We start from the raw sequence: 16,572 nt of genomic DNA, 5'->3' as shown, positions 1-16,572 counted from the left end.
GCCTCGGGCGTGCTACCGCGGCGGCGACCCCCCACACCGGACGGTCGGGGTCACTCGCGCCCGTCTCACGCCTCGTCGGGCGACCACTCGCCGCCGACGCGGTCGGCGCCCATGAGTTCCTCGCCGTCGTGCTGGGTGAACGCGACTTTCACGTTCGGCCGCGGGACTCCCCACGCCTCCTCGAGCCAGTCGACGACCGCGAGGCCGAACGACCGGCGGCGCTCGAACGACCGCCCCCGACGGACGTCGGCGTCCAGGACCGCGATCGGTCCCTCCTCGGCCCGGCCGAGCGACATGGCGCTCGGCGGATGTTCGCGGATCGCCACGGCGATGTGCCCCGGGGTCGTGGCCATCTCCTCGACGTAGCGGTCGGTCAGTGCCTCGGTGCACGCCCGCCGGTCGTCGGCCGACGGCTCCGCCGTCGTATCGAGCGCGAGATACGGCATGCGCCCAGCGACGGCGGCCGGACACGTAACTGTTCGGCAGGATGGCGGATCGACGGCGCGGTCAGCGCCAGTCGAAGGCGGTATCGAGGTCGTGTGGCTCGTGGCCCCCGCCCTCGTCGGCGCGGTCGAGGTACGCCTCGAGCGCCGGCCGGACCGAGGGGTCGGCACAGCGCTCGACGACGGCCGCGGCGCGCTCCCGGGGCGACAGCCCCCGGAGGTCGGCGACGCCGTGTTCGGTGACGATCACGTCGACGTCGTGTTCCGTGTGGTCGACGTGGGGGACCATCGGAACGACGCGGGAGACCGCCCCGTCGCTCGCGGTCGACGGGAGCGCGAGGACGGACACGAGGGCGTTGCGGGTGAAGTCGCCGCTGCCACCGACGCCGTTGATGACCCGCGAGCCGTCGACGTGCGTCGAGTTGGCGTGACCGTAGACGTCGACCTCGAGGGCGCTGTTGACCGCGACGACGCCGAACCGGTCGACGAGCGCCGGGCTGTTCGAGACGTCGGTCGGCCGGAGCACGAACTCCGTCGCGTACCGGTCGAGATCATCGAACAGGCGGCGCTGCCCGTCGCGCGACAGCGCCAGCGAGGTTGCGCTCGCGTACGCGAGACGCCCCCGGTCCGCGAGGTCAAGCAGGCCGTCCTGGATCACCTCCCCGAAGTAGCCGAGCGTCCGATCCCCGACGTCGAGCCCGGACAGTTCGCCCATCAGGGCGTTACCGAGGCTCCCGACGCCGAACTGGAGGTTCACCGACTCCGCGAGCACCGGGTTCCGCGTCACCTCGTCGGCGAGGAAGTCGGCGAGGTGGCGAGCGATGGCCAGGTCGTCGTCGGTCGGGTCGCGGAACTCGTACGGCGAGTCGGGGCGGTCGGTCTCGACGACGGCGACCAGTCGCTCGGGATCGAAGGGGACGAACGGGTCGCCGATCCGACCGTCGGGCGCCGACAACGGGATCGGGTCGCGGTCGGGCGGGGCGGACGGCCGGTAGACGTCGTGGAACCGGGCGAGTTCGAGCGGCTGTGCGCGGTTGACCTCGACGATCAGTCGCGGTGCGGCCTCGACGAACGCGGGCGTCTGGCCGACCGACGTCGACGGGACGAGCCAGTCCTCGCCGACGGCGACGGCCTCGACGACCGCCACGTCGGCGTCGGCCAGCAGACCGAACGACACCTCGTCGGCGACGCCGCCGACGTGGCGGTCCCCGTAGGCGACCGATCCCTCGTTGACCGCGTCGCGTGCCGCCCGCGTCCCCTGGTACGGGAACCGCCGGTCGATGGCCCCGGTCTCCAGGAGGTCGGTGTCGATTTCGTCGCCGACGGTTCCCCCCGAGACCACCGTCAGCGAGCGGTCGCGGTCGGCCTCGGCCATGGCCAACGGGACGGCCTTCGGATACCCGACGCTGCCGAACCCGCTCGTCAACACGGTCGCGTCGTCCGCGACCAGCGCCGCCGCGCCCTCGGCGTCGGTGACCGGCAGGTCGCCGACGAATCGATCCGTCACCGACCCGGGCGTCATTCCAGGTCCTCGGGCTGGGTTCCCACGCCCTCGGGCCACCCCGTCGGGCGCGCGGCCGAGGGTGCCGCGTGTTCCCGCTTCAGGACCATGGGCGTCCGCTCCAGCGACAGCACCTTCTCGTCGTGCTGGTTGTACGCCCGGAGTTCGGTCGTGACGATGCCGACGTGGTCGCGGGAGTCGCTCTCGCGTTTGTCCAGGACCTCGGACTCGGCGAACAGCGTGTCCCCGTGGAAGACGGGCGCGTGGTGACGGACCTCGTCGTACCCGAGGTTCGCCGTCGCGTTCGCGGAGACGTCGACGACGCTCATCCCGACGGCGAGCGCGATGACGAAGGTGCCGTCGACGAGGCGTTCGCCGAACTCCGTCTCGGCGGCGTACGCCTCGTTGAAGTGCATCGGGTTGGCGTTCATCGTCACGTTCGTGAACCAGACGTTGTCCGTCTCGGTCACGGTCCGCCCGTACGGGTGCTTGTACACGTCGCCGACGGTGAAATCCTCGTAGTAGCGCCCCTGCCACCCGGCGACGAGGCGTCTGTCCGTCCCGTTGCTGTCCCGCTCGTCCGCGTCGTTCGTGTCGGTCATGGGTTGTCAGTAGGAACGGGGGAGCCCGAGGACGTTCTCCCCGATGTAGTTGAGCGCCAGTTCCTGTGTCACCGGGACGAGTCGAGCCAGGCGCGCCTCGCGCAGATACCGCTCGACGTCGTACTCCCGGGCGACGCCGAACCCGCCGTGTGTCTGGACGGCGGCGTCGGCGGCCTCGAAGGCGGCGTCGGCGGCGAGGTACTTCGCGACGTTGGCGCGAGCGCCCAGGTCGCTCCGGTCGCTCCCGCCGTCGGCGGCGTCGGCGGCGGCGTACACGACCTGCTTGGCCGCCAGCAGGCGCGCGTACGCCTCGGCCAGGGGGTGCTGGATCGCCTGGTTCTTCCCGACCGCCCGGTCGAACACCTCGCGCTCGTTCGCGTACGCGACGCCCTTGTCGAGTGCCGCCTCGCCGAGACCGACGCATTCGGCGGCGATGACCAGGCGCTCCTCGTTGAGGCCGTCGAGCATCTGGTAGAAGCCCTCGCCGACCTCCCCGATGACCGCCTCCGCCGGCACGCGCAGGTCCTCTAACCAGACCTCGTAGGAGTGGACGAACCGGCTCGCGGTCTTGTCGATCCGGTCGAGCTCGATGGCTCCCTGCGCCCGGGCCTCCGCCACGTCGACGAGGAACATCGTGATCCCGTGGGTCCGCTTCTCGACGTCCGCCCGGGGCGTCGTCCGGGCCATCAACACCAGGTAGTCGCTGACGTCGACACGCGAGGTCCAGACCTTCTGCCCGGTGATGACGTACTCGTCGCCGTCGCGCTCCGCGCGGGTCTCGATGGCCGTCGAGTCCGACCCCGCGTTCGGTTCGGTCAGCCCGAACGCCTGGATCGAGACGCTCCCGTCGGCTACCTTCGGCAGCAACTCCGCTTTCATGCGCTCGCTGCCGTACTCGACGAGCGGCACGGAGTTGTAGATGGCGCCGTGGACCGCCTGTGCGGCGCCGAACCCGCCGCCGCTGGCGGCGATTTCCTCCATCATCACGACCGTCTCCGCCGTCGACATGCCCGCGCCGCCGTACTCGGTCGGGACGAGCGCGCCGAACCAGTCGTTGTCGGCGAGCGTCTCGGCGAACTCGTGTGGATACTCGGCGGCCCGGTCGCACTCGCGCCAGTACTCGTCGTCGAAGTCGTCGCAGATCTCGCGGATCGAGTCGCGAACGAGCCGCTGCTCGTCGCTGAGCGGTACCGTGTCGATTGATACCATCGTCCGCAACCACAGGCCACCCGGAAGTAAAACTGCTGTGGGTCGCTAGACGGCGGTCAGCGCCCCGGCCACGTCGTCCCGCTCCGGCAGCGCGGAGAGCAGGTCGTGGAGGTCGTCGACCCGGCCTGAGGGCAGGACCCGCCCCGCACACTCATCGAACTTCGTCCGCAGGGTCGCCTCCGACAGCGGCTCCTCGTGGGCGCCCGGCGGATGGTCCCGGCGGCCGACGACGGTGTCCGTCCGGGTGATGATCTCGACCGTCGTGCCGTAGGAGTCGTACGGCCGGTCGGGGTCGGCGGCGAAGTCGACGCGCTCGCGGAGCGCACTCACCGTGGGGTCCTCGAGGGCCGCCGCCTCGAACGCGTCGAGACCGACCCGGTCGCGGACGAGCGCACACGCGACGGCGTGTTCCATCGAGAACTTGCTCTCCGTGGCCGTTTCGGGGTCGGGATACCGAAGCGCGTCGGCCGCGGCCGCCGAGGCCGTCACGTCGACGCGTTCGACGGCCGACGGATCGACACCCCCCTCCACGAGCGACCGGGTCGCGGCGATGGCCGTGTGCGTGAAATAACAGCAGGGGTACGACTTGCGGTCGATCCCGTTCGATTCGAGGCGGAGGCCGTCGCCGACGTCGAACGCGCCCCGCTCGCCCGCGCCGTAGAGGTCCCAGAACCCCCCGTCGCCGCTGATGGCCGTCCCGTCCGCGGTGAACCCGCTCTCGGCCATCCGGGCGGCAGTGACGCCGGACCGCGAGCAGAGACCGGCGTGAGCCGGTTTGAGGGCCGATCCGAAGTTGCGTTTCAGCCCGGCGGGCATCGACGCCGCGGCGTTGAGCGCCCGCTCCGTGGTCTCGGCGTCCATGTCCAGCAGGTTCGCCGCCGCGGCCGTCGCGCCGAACGTCCCGAGCGTCGCCGTCGCGTGCCAGCCGGCCTCGTAGTGGCCCGGCGTTATCGGCGCCGCGAGCGCACAGGCCGCCTCGAACCCTGCGACGTAGGCCGTGATCAGGTCGCGCCCGCTCGCGTCGGCCTCGCGGGCGAGCGTCAACAGCGGCGGGACGAGCGTCACGCTCGGGTGGCCGTCCATCGCTCGCGACATGTCGTCGTAGTCGAGCGCGTGCCCGGCGGTGCCGACCCTGAACGCGCCCTCGGTGGCCGCGTCGGCGTCGACGCCGAGACGCTCCCCGAGGGCGGCCTCGTCCGGATCGACGCCCGTCGCCGCCGCCGCCCGTCGCCCCGCGTCCGCGACGGAGCCAGCGAGCGTCACGCCGACCGTGTCGACGAACGCCCGGGTGACGGTATCGACGACCGACGCCGGGAGGTCCCCGTAGGTCACCGTCGAGACGAACTCCGCGATGGCCCGCTCCGGTGTTGGCATGCGAGCACGTACCGAGCGCCGCGACATTAATCGTCGGGGTCGCCGACGGGGATCCCACCCGACACCCTGTTTTATCACCGTTCGCTCGGTGTGGGGTGGCATGGGAACCGATCCGACTCGGCTGTCGGCTAGCAGTATCGCCAGGCGGGTCCGGGAGGGAACCCTCTCCCCCGTCGACGTCGCCGACGCGTACCTCGAACGGATCCACGACCGTGGCGACCGGACCAACGCCTTCGTCACGGTCACGGACGAACTCGCGCGGGAGTCGGCCGCCGACGCGGCAGCGGCCATCGAGGCGGGCGAACCGCTCGGGCCGCTCCACGGCGTCCCGGTCGCGATCAAGGACCTCGACGACGTGGCCGGCGTCCGGACCACGTCGGGATCGCTGCTCTACGAGGACCACGTCGCCGACGCCGACTCGCCGTTCGTCGAACGGCTCCGGGAGGCCGGCGCCGTCGTCGTGGGCAAGACGAACACGCCCGAGTTCGGGCTGGGGACGACGACCGACAACCGCGTCGCCGGCCGGACGTCGACCCCGTTCGACCCAGAGCGGGTCTCCGGCGGCTCCTCGGGCGGCGCCGCGGCCGCGCTCGCCGATCACCTCGTCCCGCTGGCACCGGGATCGGACGCCGGCGGCTCGATCCGCATCCCCGCCAGTTTCTGTGGGGTCTACGGGCTCAAGCCGACCTACGGGCTGGTCCCGAACGTCGACCGCCCGAACGGCTTCGCCAGTCACACGCCGTTCACTCACAACGGCCCGCTCGCGCGGACGGTCGAGGACGCGGCGCTCGCGCTGGACGTGATGGCGGGCGTCCACCCCCGCGATCCGTTCTCGGTGCCGGCGGCGGACGACTACCGGAGCGCGGTCGACCGGCGGATCGACGACCTCTCGGTCGCGTTCAGCCCGGGGCTGGGGATCTACCCCGTCGAGCCGGCGGTCCGCGAGACGGTGGCGGACGCCGTCTCGGCGTTCGAGGCCGCGGGCGCGACGGTCGATACCGTCGACCCCGCGTTCGATCACGACCACGAGGACGTCCTTGAGGCGTACTACACGATGGCTCGCGTCCGCTGGCAGTCGCTGTTCGACTCGCTCGAAGCGGAGGGGTTCGACCCCTACGGCGACGACCGGGACCGCCTCCGGCCGTACCTCGTCGACTTGATCATGGACGCCGACGCGCCGACCACCCGGGAGTACAAACGCGCCGACGCCGTCCGGACGGACGTCTTCGACGCGTTGCAGGACTGTTTCGCCGACTACGACCTCCTGGTGTCGGCCACGCTCGCGACGACGCCGTTCCGTCACGGGGAGGAACCGGAGACCATCGACGGCGTCGAGGTGGAACCGCTCCGTGGCTGGGTGCTGACCCAACCGTACAACCTCAGCGGCCACCCGGCGGCGTCGGTGCCCGCCGGCCTCGTCGACGGGCTCCCCGTCGGGATGCAGGTCGCCGGCCCGCGGTTCGACGACGCGACGGTCCTCGCCGCCAGTGCGGCCGTCGAACGACACCGACCGTGGCACGACGACTACCCCGCCTGAGCGTCCCGACGACGTCCGGCCCCCTCACGTAGACGGTTCGAAATATATTCGAATCTTTCCGGCACCCAACCGAAAAATTCGGAAAATATTAGTATACGTAGAAATACAATTGCGGCCATGTCGGAATCGTACCCGGACGAGTGGGAAGGGCCGGACGACTTGGACGAGACCGACCTTCGATTGCTGGAGTGTGTCGACGAGGACTTCGACGTGAGTCTGAAGGAGCTGTCGGCGGAACTCGGGCTGTCGAACTCGGCGATCCACTACCGGCTGAACAAACTCAAGGAGGCGGGGGTCATCGACGGCGTCACGGCCGACGTCGATCCGACGTCGCTCGGACTCAACATGGTCGCCATCACCGAGGTGTCAGTCGTCCACGAACCCGGGTACTCCGAACACGTCGGCACGGATCTGGCCGACATCGACGGCGTCGAACAGCTGTACTACACGATGGGCGACGTCGATTTCGTCGCCATCTCGCGGGTCCAGAACCGCTCGCAGATGAACCGACTCATCGAGAAGATGGTCGCCGTCGAGGGCGTCGACGAAACGTCCTCCCGCTTCGTCATGGACGAACTCAAGACCGCTCCCCGGACGGTCGCCACCCTCTCCGAGGGGATGCGCGAGAACCTCGTCGAGGACGAGTGAGCCCGACGGTGTGGACCGATCGACACGGGAGCGCCGATAGCGTTTAGCGGCCCGTCCCGCACTATCGGCCTATGGCCATCGATAACGAGCGGGCCGACGTCGTCACCTTCGACTCGTACAGCACGCTCGTCGATCCGCGGTCGGCGGGGCGCGTCCTCGAGGAGTACGTCGACGACCCGGCGGCCGTCGCCGCGGAGTGGCACTCCCTCGCGGTGCAGTTCGCGACCGTCGCCGCCCACGTGGACGTCGATCCGACCTACTACGACCTCCACCGCGACGCGCTGGCGTACCTGCTCGACGCCCGCGGGATCGACGTCTCCGAGCCGGAACTCCGGGACATGACGGACGTCTACTACGACCTCGACCCGTTCGACGACGTCCGGTCGGGGATGGCGACGCTCTCGTCGGCGGGCTACCGGATCGCGATACTCTCGAACGGGAACCCGTCGCTCCTGGAGTCGCTCGTGGAGACGACCGACACCGAGGCGTTCGTCGAAACGACGATCAGCGCCGCGACGGTCGGCACGTTCAAACCGGCCCCGCGGATCTACGAGGCCGCGGCCGACGAACTCGGCGTCCCCATCGAGCGGGTGGTGCACGTCGGTGCCGGATGGGGCGACATCGTGGGATGTACCAACGCCGGCATGCAGGGTATCTGGCTCGACCGGACCGGTTCGCCATGGCCGCGGTTCGACGGGGAGCCCCACGCCGTCGCCGACTCCATGGCGGAGGTGACGGCGTTGCTGACTGCGGAGTGACCGTCGTCGGGCGGCGACGTATCGGTTCCAAGTAGACGTTTTGTGTCCGGGCGTGATACCACGTCGCATGACCGACGGGAACGGGCGGACGGTCAGCGACGAACTCGGTGAACTGACCGTGCCGGCGGACGCGTACTGGGGCGCACACACGCAGCGAGCGATCGAGAACGTCGGGATCGGGGGCCGCTCGTTCGGTCGCCGGTTCGTCGGGGCGCTCGGCACGGTCAAGAAGGCCGCTGCGCTGGCGAACCGCGACCTCGGGCACCTGTCCGCGGAGGTGGCCGCGGCCATCGTCGTCGCCGCCGACGAGGTGGCCCACGGCCGCCACGACGACCAGTTCCCGGTGGGCGTCTTCCAGACCGGATCGGGCACCTCGACCAACATGAACGCGAACGAGGTGATCGCCACGCGGGCGACCGAACTGCTCGACGGCGAGGCGACGGTCCACCCGAACGACCACGTCAACTTCGGCCAGTCCTCGAACGACGTGATCCCGACGGCGATGCACGTCGCCGCCCGTGTCGCCGCTGACGGCGAGTTGCGGCCCGCACTCGGGACGTTGCGGGCGGAACTGGCGGCGAAACGCGACGCGTTCGACGACGTGGTCAAAACCGGTCGCACGCACCTCCAGGACGCCCTTCCGATCCGGCTCGGTCAGGAGTTCTCGGGCTACGTCGCACAGATCGAAGCCGGCATCGAGCGGGTCGAGACGGCCTTCGAGGGGATGGCTGCCCTGCCCCTCGGCGGCCACCAGGTCGGGACGGGGATGAACTGCCCCGAGGGGTTCCCGGCGCGGGCCATCGCGTACATCGCCGAGGAGACCGGCATCCCGTTCCGCGAGGCCGACGATCACTTCGCCGCACAGGCCGCCCACGACGCCGTGAGCGAGGCCCACGGTGCGCTCCGGACGCTCGCCGGGTCGCTCCACAAGATCGCCAACGACCTGCGCCTGCTCGCGTCGGGGCCCAGGGCCGGCCTCGGAGAGATCGAACAGCCCAAAAACCAGCCCGGCTCCTCCATCACGCCCGGAAAGATCAATCCGGTCGTCGCCGAGGCCGTCAATCAGGTCTACGTCGCCGTCCTGGGCAACGACACGACCGTCGCCGTCGGCGCAGCCGCCGGCGAACTCGAGATCAACCTCTACAAGCCAGTCCTGGCGACGCGGCTTCTGGAGTCGATCGAATCCCTGGCCGGCGCGGCCGAGACGTTCGCGGAGTCGTTCGTGGCACGCCTCGACGTCGACCGGGAGCGGTGCGCCCGACAGGTCGAGCGCGGTATCGCGCTCGCGACGGCACTGAGCCCACACATCGGCCACGAGCGGACTGCCGAGGTGGCGACGACGGCCATCGAGGAGGGACGGACCGTTCGCTCGGTCGTCGTCGAGAAGGGGTATCTATCGCCGGACGCGGCCGACCGCATCCTCGATCCCGCACGGATGACCGAACGGGGCATCCCCGACGCGGAGTGACGGCCCGACGCCGAGCGCCGTCGCGGGCGACTCGAGGCGAAGATACAAGCCGCCGCCGCTACCACACGTAGGTAATGTCGAAGGATACGTCCGGTGATCTCCCGGCCGAGACGGCGGACGAACAGACGTGGCTCGACGTCGTCGACGAAGTGCTCGACACCGCCATCGACCGCGAGGAGGACCTGGAGTGCACCTTCGAGGACGTGACCGTCGACGTCCCGCTCCGGATGGATTCGGAGTCGGAGTACGCTCGCTGGCACCTCGACGGGACCGTCCGGGTCCACGTCGACGGGATGCGGGGCCCGCTGTCGGAGTGGCTCCGCTGGTGGTCCAGACAGCTCTCGTAGGATGAGGGGAGGCGTTTGACCGTGGCGGCTCTCCCCGACACATGACCGGACCGACCTTTCGGATCGTCGAGACCGACGCCGGCGAGTTCCGCTGGCGTCTCCACGACGACGGTGCCGTCCTCGCGACGAGCGGGGACGCCTACCCGACACGGCAGGCCGCGGCCCGCCGGATCCAGCGGCTCAAGCGCGTACTCCCCGAGGCCGGTATCGCGGCGCCGGATTCCCCGTGACCGCCCCTACCAACCCTCGAACTTGTCCCGTCGGTAGACGTCGATCTCGTGGACCGTCGAGTGGTCCTGGGCGGCGGCGAAGCCGATGGCGTCGGCGATCTCCTCGGGTTCGCTCACCTCGCCCGGCTCGAACCGTTCGGCGAAGCTGTCGCCCTCCTCGGCGCCGAACTCCGTCCGGACCTCGGTTGGGTTGACGACGGTGACGCCGACGCCGTCCGGCCCGGCCTGTCCCTCGACCCCGTGGGCGAACCCGCGCACCCACCACTTCGTCGCGGCGTACACCGGGTTCCCCGGGCGGGGGTACTGGCCGGCGAAACTGCCCACGAAGATCAGGTTGCCGTCCGTCGCTTCGAGATGCGGCAAAGCGGCCCGCGTCGCGAAGAAGACGCCGTCGACGTTCGTGTCCATCATCGCCCGGTAGTCCTCGGTCGAGAGGTCAGCCACCTCGCCGCCCCGGCCGAGTCCCGCGTTGTTGACGAGGACGTCCAGCCCGCCGAAGGCGTCGACGGCCGTCTCGATCAGCTCCTCGACGGCCGCCTCGTCGCGGACGTCCGTCGGGACGACGAGGGTCTCCGCGCCGTACTCCCGTTCGAGGTCGTCGGCGATGGCCGCCAGTCGCTCCTCGCTCCGCGCGGCGAGGGCAACCCGTGCCCCGCGGCCCGCCAACTCGTGGGCCGTCGCCTCGCCGATGCCGGAGCTCGCTCCCGTCACGACCGTCGCGCTGTCTTCGAGACTCATGGTCGTCCGACCCGTCGTCCCCGAGACTCTTTAGTCTCGGGCCGGCGGCAGCGTGGGCGGCCGACGGCCGTCGCCGACCGGGAACTACCCGTCCGCCGCGTCGGGCGCGGGCGGCGACACCGGCAGGGTCGGCGACTCGGTCAGCCGTTCGACCGCCGCGCCGACGGTAAAGAGGGTCGCCTCGTCGAAGTGGCTGCCGACGACCTGTAGCCCGACCGGGAGGCCGTCGACGCTGCCACACGGCACCGTCAGCGCGGGGTGGTGGGTGTGATCGAACGTCGCGGTGTTGCGGTGGTTCTCGACGATCCGGCCGAGGCGCTCGGTGCGGCTCAGCGAGTCGTCGCGTTCGAAGGGGAGCATCGGAATCGTCGGCATCACGAGCGCGTCACAGCGATCGAGATGTGCCGTCAGCTGCCGTTCGAGTTCGAGGACGAGGTTCTTCGCCTTCGCGTAGAACTCGATACCGTACGTCTCGGCGAGATAGGTCCCGACGAGCAGCGACCCCTTGGCCGTCGGGGGCAGTTCGTCGGTCCGCGACCGCGTCCGGGACTCGACGGCGTCGACGAGGTCCGTCCAGTACCAGCCGGTGTGGTGGGTGCCGACGCCACCCTCCTCCATCGTCCGGGTGCCGCCCTGGATCTCCAGCGGCGTCAGCAGCGTGAGGATCTCGCGGTGGAAGTCGACGCTCACCGACTCGACCGTGGCCCCGCGGGCGGCGAGGTCGTCGATCACGCCACGGACTGTCTCGTCGATTCGGGGGTCGCCCGCCGGCCAGTCGAACCCCTCTTCGAGGACGCCGATGGTCAGGTCCTCGACCCCCTCGTCGAGGGCGTCGGCGTACGGCGCCGCCGAGACGCCGCGCGGCTGCCGGGCGTCCATCCGCACACCGTTCTGGACGTCCTCGCCGGCGAGTACCTCGGTCGCGAGGGCGACGTCCTCGACGCTCCGAGCCATCGGGCCGACGTGATCGATCGTCGGATCGAGCGGGAAGATGCCGGTGTAGGGGACGAGTCCGGTCGTGGGTTTGAGTCCGACCACGCCACACCACGAAGCGGGGATGCGGATCGAGCCGCCCTGGTCGCCGCCGAGGGCGACGTCGCACTCGCCGAGGGCGACGGCCGCCCCGCTCCCGCTGGAGGAGCCGCCGGCCAGTCGCGCCGGATCGTGCGGGTTGGGGACGGTCCCGTAGTCGGAGATGTCGCTGGAGCCCGACCACGCGAACGCCTCCATGTTCAGCTTCCCGGTGACGGTCGCGCCGGCGTCCAACAGACGGGTGACGACCGTCGCGTCGATCCGGGGGACGTAATCGCGGAGCACCCGCGAGCCGCAAGTCATCGGGTACGCCGCGAGGGCGATGTTGTCCTTCAGGCCGACCGTCCGTCCCGCGAGCGGGCCGTCGTCGTCGCCCTCGACCGTACACCGCGTGATCCAGACGTTGAAGGGATCGTCCTCGCCGGACGGCGCGTGCCCCGGCGGTCGGTCGGTGTGGGTCCGTCGGTGGATCGGGAACTCGGGCGAGGGAAGCTCCATCACGCGCCGGACGTCGTCGAGCGCGCCGTCGAGGACCGCGAGGTAGTCGGCCAGTTCCTCGTCGTTCAGTTCCAGGCCGAGGTCGTCGGCGATGGCCGCGACCCGTTCGGGCGACGGCCGGTGGACGTTCGGATAGGTGTCGCCGGTCATCTCACACCGTGATGTGCTGTTGGACGACCTCCGAGCCGCGGAGTTCGTCCGGGGGGAGTTCGTTGACCAGTTCGCCGGTGTCGATCACGTAACACCGCTCGGTGGTGTTGATCGTGAAATCGAGGTTCTGCTCGACGAAAAAGACCGTCGTCCCCATGTCCCGGTTGATCTCCCCGACGATGTCGCTGATCTCCTCGATGATGGTCGGCTGGACGCCCTCGGAGGGTTCGTCGAGCAGGAGGAGGTCGGGGGCGCCGACGAGCGCCCGAGCGATGGCCAACATCTGCTGTTCGCCCCCGCTCATCGTGCCCGCCTTCTGGTTTCGGCGCTCGTCCAGGATCGGGAAGTAGTCGTACATCTCCTCGAAGAGACTCCGGTCGTTGGCCTCGTTGACGAAGCGGCCGACCTTGAGGTTCTCGTGTACCGTCAGGCGCGGGAATATCTCCTTGTCCTGGGGCACGTATCCGATCCCCCGGCGGGCGCGACGCTCCGCCGGGTCGTCGACGATGGATTCACCCTTGAAGAGCAGATCGCCGCTCGTCGGCGTCAACAACCCGATGATCGTCTTCATCAGCGTCGACTTCCCGGCCCCGTTGCGTCCGATGAGGGAGACGACTTCGCCCTCGCGGATCTCCATCGAGATGTCGTGAAGCACGGGCGTCCGGCCGTACCCCGCGTTCACCTCATCGAGTTCGAGCAGGCTCATGCCGTTCCCTCCGCCTGCTTGCCGAGGTAGACGCGTTTGACGTCCTCGTTGCCGGTTACCTCCGCGACCGTTCCCTCCATGAGGACCGATCCCTGGTTGAGTACGGTGACGCGGTCGGCGATCTGTCTGACCAGGTTGATGTCGTGTTCGACCACCAGGATCGACATCCCCTCCTCGACGAGATCCTGGATCAGTTCGCCCGTCTCCCGTGTCTCCTCGATGGTCATGCCAGCGGTGGGTTCGTCGAGGAGGAGCAGTTTGGGGTCGGTCGCCATCGCCATCGCGATCTCCAACCACTGCTGGTCGCCGTGCGAGAGGCTCCCAGCGATCGCCTGCCGGTGGGCGGAGAGGCCGATGGTGTCGAGCAACTCGTCGATCCGCCGCGTCGCCTCCGGGCCGTCGTGGATCCGCTGGGTCGCCACACGGAGGTTCTGCTCGACCGTCAGCTCCCGATACGTGCTGATCCGCTGGAACTTGAGGCTCATCCCCCGCCGGACGCGCACGTGCGGTTTCAGATCGGTGACGTCCTCGCCGTCGAAGTGGACGGTTCCTTCGGTCGGGTGGTGGGTTCCGGTCACCAGTTTCAGGAAGGTACTCTTGCCCGCGCCGTTCGGACCGATGAGACACCGGATCTCGCCGGCGGGCAGGCTAAAGGAGACGTCGTCGACGGCCGTGAGGCCGCCGAAGCGCTTCGTCAATCCGTCGGTCCGGAGGATCGCTCCGTCGTCGTCCTGTCGTGCAGTCATGTTTCGGCCTCCGTCGTGCCGGCGGGATCGATGTCGCGACCGCCGCCGGTTCGTTCCTGCCACCGATTCACCACGGCGGGCACCAAGCCGTCGGGGAAGAACAGGACGGCCAGGACGAACACTGCACCGAGGAAGATGTTCGTGTAGCCGCTCCCGACGGTCGACAGCCGCGTCGAGATGGACTGGAGGGCGTACGCGGCCACCAGCGGGCCGATGAGGGTGTTGCGCCCCCCGACCGTGACCCAGATGATCGGCACCGACGCGGCGGTCAGCCCCATGACCGTCGGATCGATGAAGTTGCCCCACGCGGCGTGTAAAGCACCGGAGAAGCCGGCGAGTCCCGCGGTCAGGGAGAACGCGATCAGCTTCAACTTCCGGACGTCGTACCCCAGCATCCGCGTCCGGTCCTCGTCCTCCCGGATCGCAAGGAGGACGTAGCCGTAGTAGGAGTTGAGGAGGATCCGGAGTCCGAGATACGTCGCGACGAGTCGTCTACAAAATTCCAATGGAATGCGAGATACTTATTTATTTATCCGAATTATGGTCGAAATACAAAACAGCGTTCAGCCGTATCGACCGGTCGGCGGTCCGGATCCGGTCGAAGACGGCCTCCCCCCGGATTGGGCTGTCCGATCGAAAGAACAGAGTTTATGTTTGGCCGGTTCCTCGCTCCTGATGTCGACGACGCGACGGCGACGACGACCGGTAGGCGACGTCCGCTCCGATGGTGTAGTCCGGCCAATCATATTGCCCTCTCACGGCAATGACCAGGGTTCGAATCCCTGTCGGAGCATCGCAGCGAGTTTTTCGAGCGAGAAGCGTATGATGGATTCGAATCAGGGAGCGGCTTCGCCGTGACCGTGGTTCGAATCCCTGTCGGAGCATCGCAGCGAGTTTTTCGAGCGAGAAGCGTATGATGGATTCGAATCAGGGAGCGGCTTCGCCGTGACCGTGGTTCGAATCCCTGTCGGAGCACTCATCTTTCGGTTCCATCCGTCCGTAGTCCCACCCGGATCGACGGTAACACCGCCGAGACGCGTGAACGTCAGCGACGCGTAGCGGGTCCGTGGGCGCTCGAGTACCCCGGCTCCGTCCCACGAAAGCACGTAAAATATTTTCTCAAATATCCGCACAAACCCGGGATAGATGGTGCCGGACATAATTGATTTAGAATATCCTCCAAAACATTCATGTTGTGTCCTTACGATGTCCGACCATGGCAAGTCAGGATACTGAGCGGAACGAAATCGAGCGTCTCGACCGCGAGTACACGCTCGGGACGTGGACACGCCAGCGAGACTTCGACCCGACGGAGATCGTCGACACCGAGGGGCCGCGGATCGTCACGGCCGACGGCGATTCGATTCTGGATTTCAGCAGCCAGTACGTCTGTACGAGTCTCGGGTACGACGCCGACCGCATCGCCGACGCCGTCGACGAACAGATCCGCGAGGTACCGTACGTCAATCCCGGCTGGTCGACGGAGCCGCGGGCTCGCCTCTCGGAGAAACTGGCCGAGATCACGCCGGGGTCGCTGAAAAAGACCTTCTACTCGACCAGCGGCACCGAGGCCAACGAGGTAGCGATGAAGATGGCCAGAGCGTACACGGGCAAACACAAGATCCTCTCGCGGTACCGGTCGTACCACGGTGCGACCGCGGCCTCGCTGTCGGCCTCCGGGGACCCACGGAGGGTGGCGCAGGGACCGGAGATCCAGCCGGAGGTTCCCGGGATGGTCAAGGGCCCGGATCCGTACGCCTACGGGTCGAGCCTCGACCCCGAACAGAGCCTGGAGTACATCGACGAGATGCTGGAACTGGAGGGCGACACGGTCGCGGGGGTGCTCGTCGAGCCGCTCGTCGGGTCGAACGGCGTGTTGACTCCGCCGGACGACTACCTGCCCCGGCTCCAGGAGATCGCCCACGACCACGGGGCACTGTTGATCTGTGACGAGGTGATGACCGGCTTCGGCCGAACCGGCGAGTGGTTCGCTTCGGGGCTGTACGACGCGGAACCGGACATCATCACGATGGCGAAGGGTCTGACCGGGTCGTATCAGCCGCTGGCCGCGACGACGGTCTCCGAGGAGATCGCGGAACACTTCGAGGACAACCTCCTCAACCAGGGCCACACGTTCGCCGGCCACCCGGTCGCCTGTGCAGCTGGCGCGGCGGCTATCGAGACCTACGAGGAGGAGGGGCTGCTCGAGAACGCACGCGAGATGGGCGCGTACCTGAAATCCGAGCTCGAATCGCTGGCCGAGCGACATCCGAGCGTCGGGGAGCGGCGGGGGATCGGCCTCCACCAAGGGCTCGAACTCACGCGGAGCGAGGAGAAGCGCGTGCCGTTCGAGGAGCGAAGCGACAAGGTGTCGGGGCGGACGACCGTCCTCGACGAGGTGGGTGCTCACGCGCTCGACAACGACGTTTACTTCTACACGTCGGTCAACACCATCGTGGTCACGCCGCCGTTGACGATCACCGAGGACGACGTCGACGAGGCCGTCGCCGCGCTGGACGAGGCACTCGAGATCTCCGACGCCGCGATGGAGGAGTAGGCGTCGACTCCCGCGTTCGTCTCCGACG

General features: G+C 68.8%; 17 protein-coding genes and 1 tRNA gene. 8 read left to right on the top strand and 10 right to left on the bottom strand.

The window, feature by feature from the left end:
- Positions 1–65 precede the first annotated feature (65 nt).
- The 5 genes from NO364_RS05865 to NO364_RS05845 all read right to left on the bottom strand — a co-directional run bounded on the left by NO364_RS05865 (position 66) and on the right by NO364_RS05845 (position 5,129).
- Complete coding sequence (locus NO364_RS05865; RefSeq protein WP_157688470.1) at positions 66–446, bottom strand: tautomerase family protein; 381 nt, start codon at positions 444–446, stop codon at positions 66–68.
- A 61-nt stretch (positions 447–507) separates the two neighbouring features.
- A complete protein-coding gene (scpC, locus tag NO364_RS05860) occupies positions 508–1,965 on the bottom strand; it encodes a succinyl-CoA:acetate CoA-transferase ScpC (protein ID WP_257628775.1) in 1,458 nt (485 codons plus the stop codon).
- Positions 1,962–2,546, bottom strand: coding sequence for a MaoC family dehydratase (locus NO364_RS05855; protein WP_157688468.1), 585 nt, complete (start codon positions 2,544–2,546; stop codon positions 1,962–1,964). Before NO364_RS05855 ends, scpC begins: the two co-directional genes overlap by 4 nt.
- A 6-nt stretch (positions 2,547–2,552) precedes the next feature.
- Positions 2,553–3,755, bottom strand: coding sequence for an acyl-CoA dehydrogenase family protein (locus NO364_RS05850; RefSeq protein WP_157688467.1), 1,203 nt, complete (start codon positions 3,753–3,755; stop codon positions 2,553–2,555).
- Between the two features lie 45 nt (positions 3,756–3,800).
- Positions 3,801–5,129 (bottom strand): MmgE/PrpD family protein, encoded by a 1,329-nt coding sequence (locus tag NO364_RS05845; RefSeq protein WP_157688466.1) that lies wholly within the window; start codon positions 5,127–5,129, stop codon positions 3,801–3,803.
- 100 nt (positions 5,130–5,229) lie between these two features.
- On the opposite strand from NO364_RS05845, the gene NO364_RS05840 reads away from it, so the two are divergent.
- The 6 genes from NO364_RS05840 (at position 5,230) to NO364_RS05815 (ending at position 10,117) form a co-directional block, all read left to right on the top strand.
- A complete protein-coding gene (locus tag NO364_RS05840; protein ID WP_157688465.1) occupies positions 5,230–6,666 on the top strand; it encodes an amidase in 1,437 nt (478 codons plus the stop codon).
- Between the two features lie 117 nt (positions 6,667–6,783).
- Positions 6,784–7,314: an Lrp/AsnC family transcriptional regulator gene (locus NO364_RS05835; RefSeq protein WP_157688464.1), complete on the top strand. Its 531-nt coding sequence runs from the start codon at positions 6,784–6,786 to the stop codon at positions 7,312–7,314.
- A gap of 71 nt (positions 7,315–7,385) precedes the next feature.
- The gene (locus NO364_RS05830) at positions 7,386–8,072 is read left to right on the top strand and encodes a haloacid dehalogenase type II (protein WP_157688463.1); all 687 of its coding nucleotides are present in this window, start codon (positions 7,386–7,388) and stop codon (positions 8,070–8,072) included.
- 67 nt (positions 8,073–8,139) lie between these two features.
- Positions 8,140–9,540: a class II fumarate hydratase gene (locus tag NO364_RS05825; protein WP_157688462.1), complete on the top strand. Its 1,401-nt coding sequence runs from the start codon at positions 8,140–8,142 to the stop codon at positions 9,538–9,540.
- Between the two features lie 74 nt (positions 9,541–9,614).
- Positions 9,615–9,887, top strand: a complete 273-nt coding sequence (locus tag NO364_RS05820) for a hypothetical protein (protein WP_157688461.1) — start codon at positions 9,615–9,617, stop codon at positions 9,885–9,887.
- A 41-nt stretch (positions 9,888–9,928) separates the two neighbouring features.
- Positions 9,929–10,117, top strand: coding sequence for a YegP family protein (locus tag NO364_RS05815; protein ID WP_157688460.1), 189 nt, complete (start codon positions 9,929–9,931; stop codon positions 10,115–10,117).
- A 6-nt stretch (positions 10,118–10,123) separates the two neighbouring features.
- Here NO364_RS05815 and NO364_RS05810 read toward each other — a convergent pair whose 3' ends face one another.
- The 5 genes from NO364_RS05810 to NO364_RS05790 form a co-directional block, all read right to left on the bottom strand.
- A complete protein-coding gene (locus tag NO364_RS05810; protein ID WP_257628774.1) occupies positions 10,124–10,855 on the bottom strand; it encodes an SDR family oxidoreductase in 732 nt (243 codons plus the stop codon).
- Between the two features lie 84 nt (positions 10,856–10,939).
- Positions 10,940–12,535 (bottom strand): amidase, encoded by a 1,596-nt coding sequence (locus NO364_RS05805; protein ID WP_257628773.1) that lies wholly within the window; start codon positions 12,533–12,535, stop codon positions 10,940–10,942.
- 1 nt (position 12,536) lies between these two features.
- Positions 12,537–13,241: an ABC transporter ATP-binding protein gene (locus tag NO364_RS05800; RefSeq protein ID WP_199243732.1), complete on the bottom strand. Its 705-nt coding sequence runs from the start codon at positions 13,239–13,241 to the stop codon at positions 12,537–12,539.
- Positions 13,238–13,987, bottom strand: coding sequence for an ABC transporter ATP-binding protein (locus NO364_RS05795; protein ID WP_257628772.1), 750 nt, complete (start codon positions 13,985–13,987; stop codon positions 13,238–13,240). The genes NO364_RS05800 and NO364_RS05795 overlap by 4 nt, the downstream gene beginning before the upstream one ends.
- A complete protein-coding gene (locus NO364_RS05790) occupies positions 13,984–14,493 on the bottom strand; it encodes a branched-chain amino acid ABC transporter permease (RefSeq protein ID WP_257628771.1) in 510 nt (169 codons plus the stop codon). Before NO364_RS05790 ends, NO364_RS05795 begins: the two co-directional genes overlap by 4 nt.
- 212 nt (positions 14,494–14,705) lie before the next feature.
- Here NO364_RS05790 and NO364_RS05785 point away from each other — a divergent pair.
- Both NO364_RS05785 and NO364_RS05780 read left to right on the top strand, forming a co-directional pair.
- A tRNA-Glu gene (locus NO364_RS05785) sits at positions 14,706–14,780 on the top strand.
- Between the two features lie 423 nt (positions 14,781–15,203).
- Positions 15,204–16,544 carry an aminotransferase family protein gene (locus tag NO364_RS05780; protein ID WP_157688453.1) on the top strand — a complete coding sequence of 447 codons (1,341 nt, stop codon included), beginning with the start codon at positions 15,204–15,206 and terminating at the stop codon, positions 16,542–16,544.
- Positions 16,545–16,572 lie beyond the last annotated feature (28 nt).

Source organism: Haloplanus salinarum (genome assembly GCF_024498175.1).
Lineage (GTDB): Archaea > Halobacteriota > Halobacteria > Halobacteriales > Haloferacaceae > Haloplanus > Haloplanus salinarum.
This window is presented reverse-complemented; position numbering and strand designations above follow the sequence as displayed.

Coding starts and splice junctions, on each gene's coding strand:
- NO364_RS05865 (WP_157688470.1), bottom strand. CDS start 446: ATGCCGTATCTCGCGCTCGATACGACGGCGGAGCCGTCGGCCGACGAC.
- scpC (WP_257628775.1), bottom strand. CDS start 1,965: ATGACGCCCGGGTCGGTGACGGATCGATTCGTCGGCGACCTGCCGGTC.
- NO364_RS05855 (WP_157688468.1), bottom strand. CDS start 2,546: ATGACCGACACGAACGACGCGGACGAGCGGGACAGCAACGGGACGGAC.
- NO364_RS05850 (WP_157688467.1), bottom strand. CDS start 3,755: ATGGTATCAATCGACACGGTACCGCTCAGCGACGAGCAGCGGCTCGTT.
- NO364_RS05845 (WP_157688466.1), bottom strand. CDS start 5,129: ATGCCAACACCGGAGCGGGCCATCGCGGAGTTCGTCTCGACGGTGACC.
- NO364_RS05840 (WP_157688465.1), top strand. CDS start 5,230: ATGGGAACCGATCCGACTCGGCTGTCGGCTAGCAGTATCGCCAGGCGG.
- NO364_RS05835 (WP_157688464.1), top strand. CDS start 6,784: ATGTCGGAATCGTACCCGGACGAGTGGGAAGGGCCGGACGACTTGGAC.
- NO364_RS05830 (WP_157688463.1), top strand. CDS start 7,386: ATGGCCATCGATAACGAGCGGGCCGACGTCGTCACCTTCGACTCGTAC.
- NO364_RS05825 (WP_157688462.1), top strand. CDS start 8,140: ATGACCGACGGGAACGGGCGGACGGTCAGCGACGAACTCGGTGAACTG.
- NO364_RS05820 (WP_157688461.1), top strand. CDS start 9,615: ATGTCGAAGGATACGTCCGGTGATCTCCCGGCCGAGACGGCGGACGAA.
- NO364_RS05815 (WP_157688460.1), top strand. CDS start 9,929: ATGACCGGACCGACCTTTCGGATCGTCGAGACCGACGCCGGCGAGTTC.
- NO364_RS05810 (WP_257628774.1), bottom strand. CDS start 10,855: ATGAGTCTCGAAGACAGCGCGACGGTCGTGACGGGAGCGAGCTCCGGC.
- NO364_RS05805 (WP_257628773.1), bottom strand. CDS start 12,535: ATGACCGGCGACACCTATCCGAACGTCCACCGGCCGTCGCCCGAACGG.
- NO364_RS05800 (WP_199243732.1), bottom strand. CDS start 13,241: ATGAGCCTGCTCGAACTCGATGAGGTGAACGCGGGGTACGGCCGGACG.
- NO364_RS05795 (WP_257628772.1), bottom strand. CDS start 13,987: ATGACTGCACGACAGGACGACGACGGAGCGATCCTCCGGACCGACGGA.
- NO364_RS05780 (WP_157688453.1), top strand. CDS start 15,204: ATGGCAAGTCAGGATACTGAGCGGAACGAAATCGAGCGTCTCGACCGC.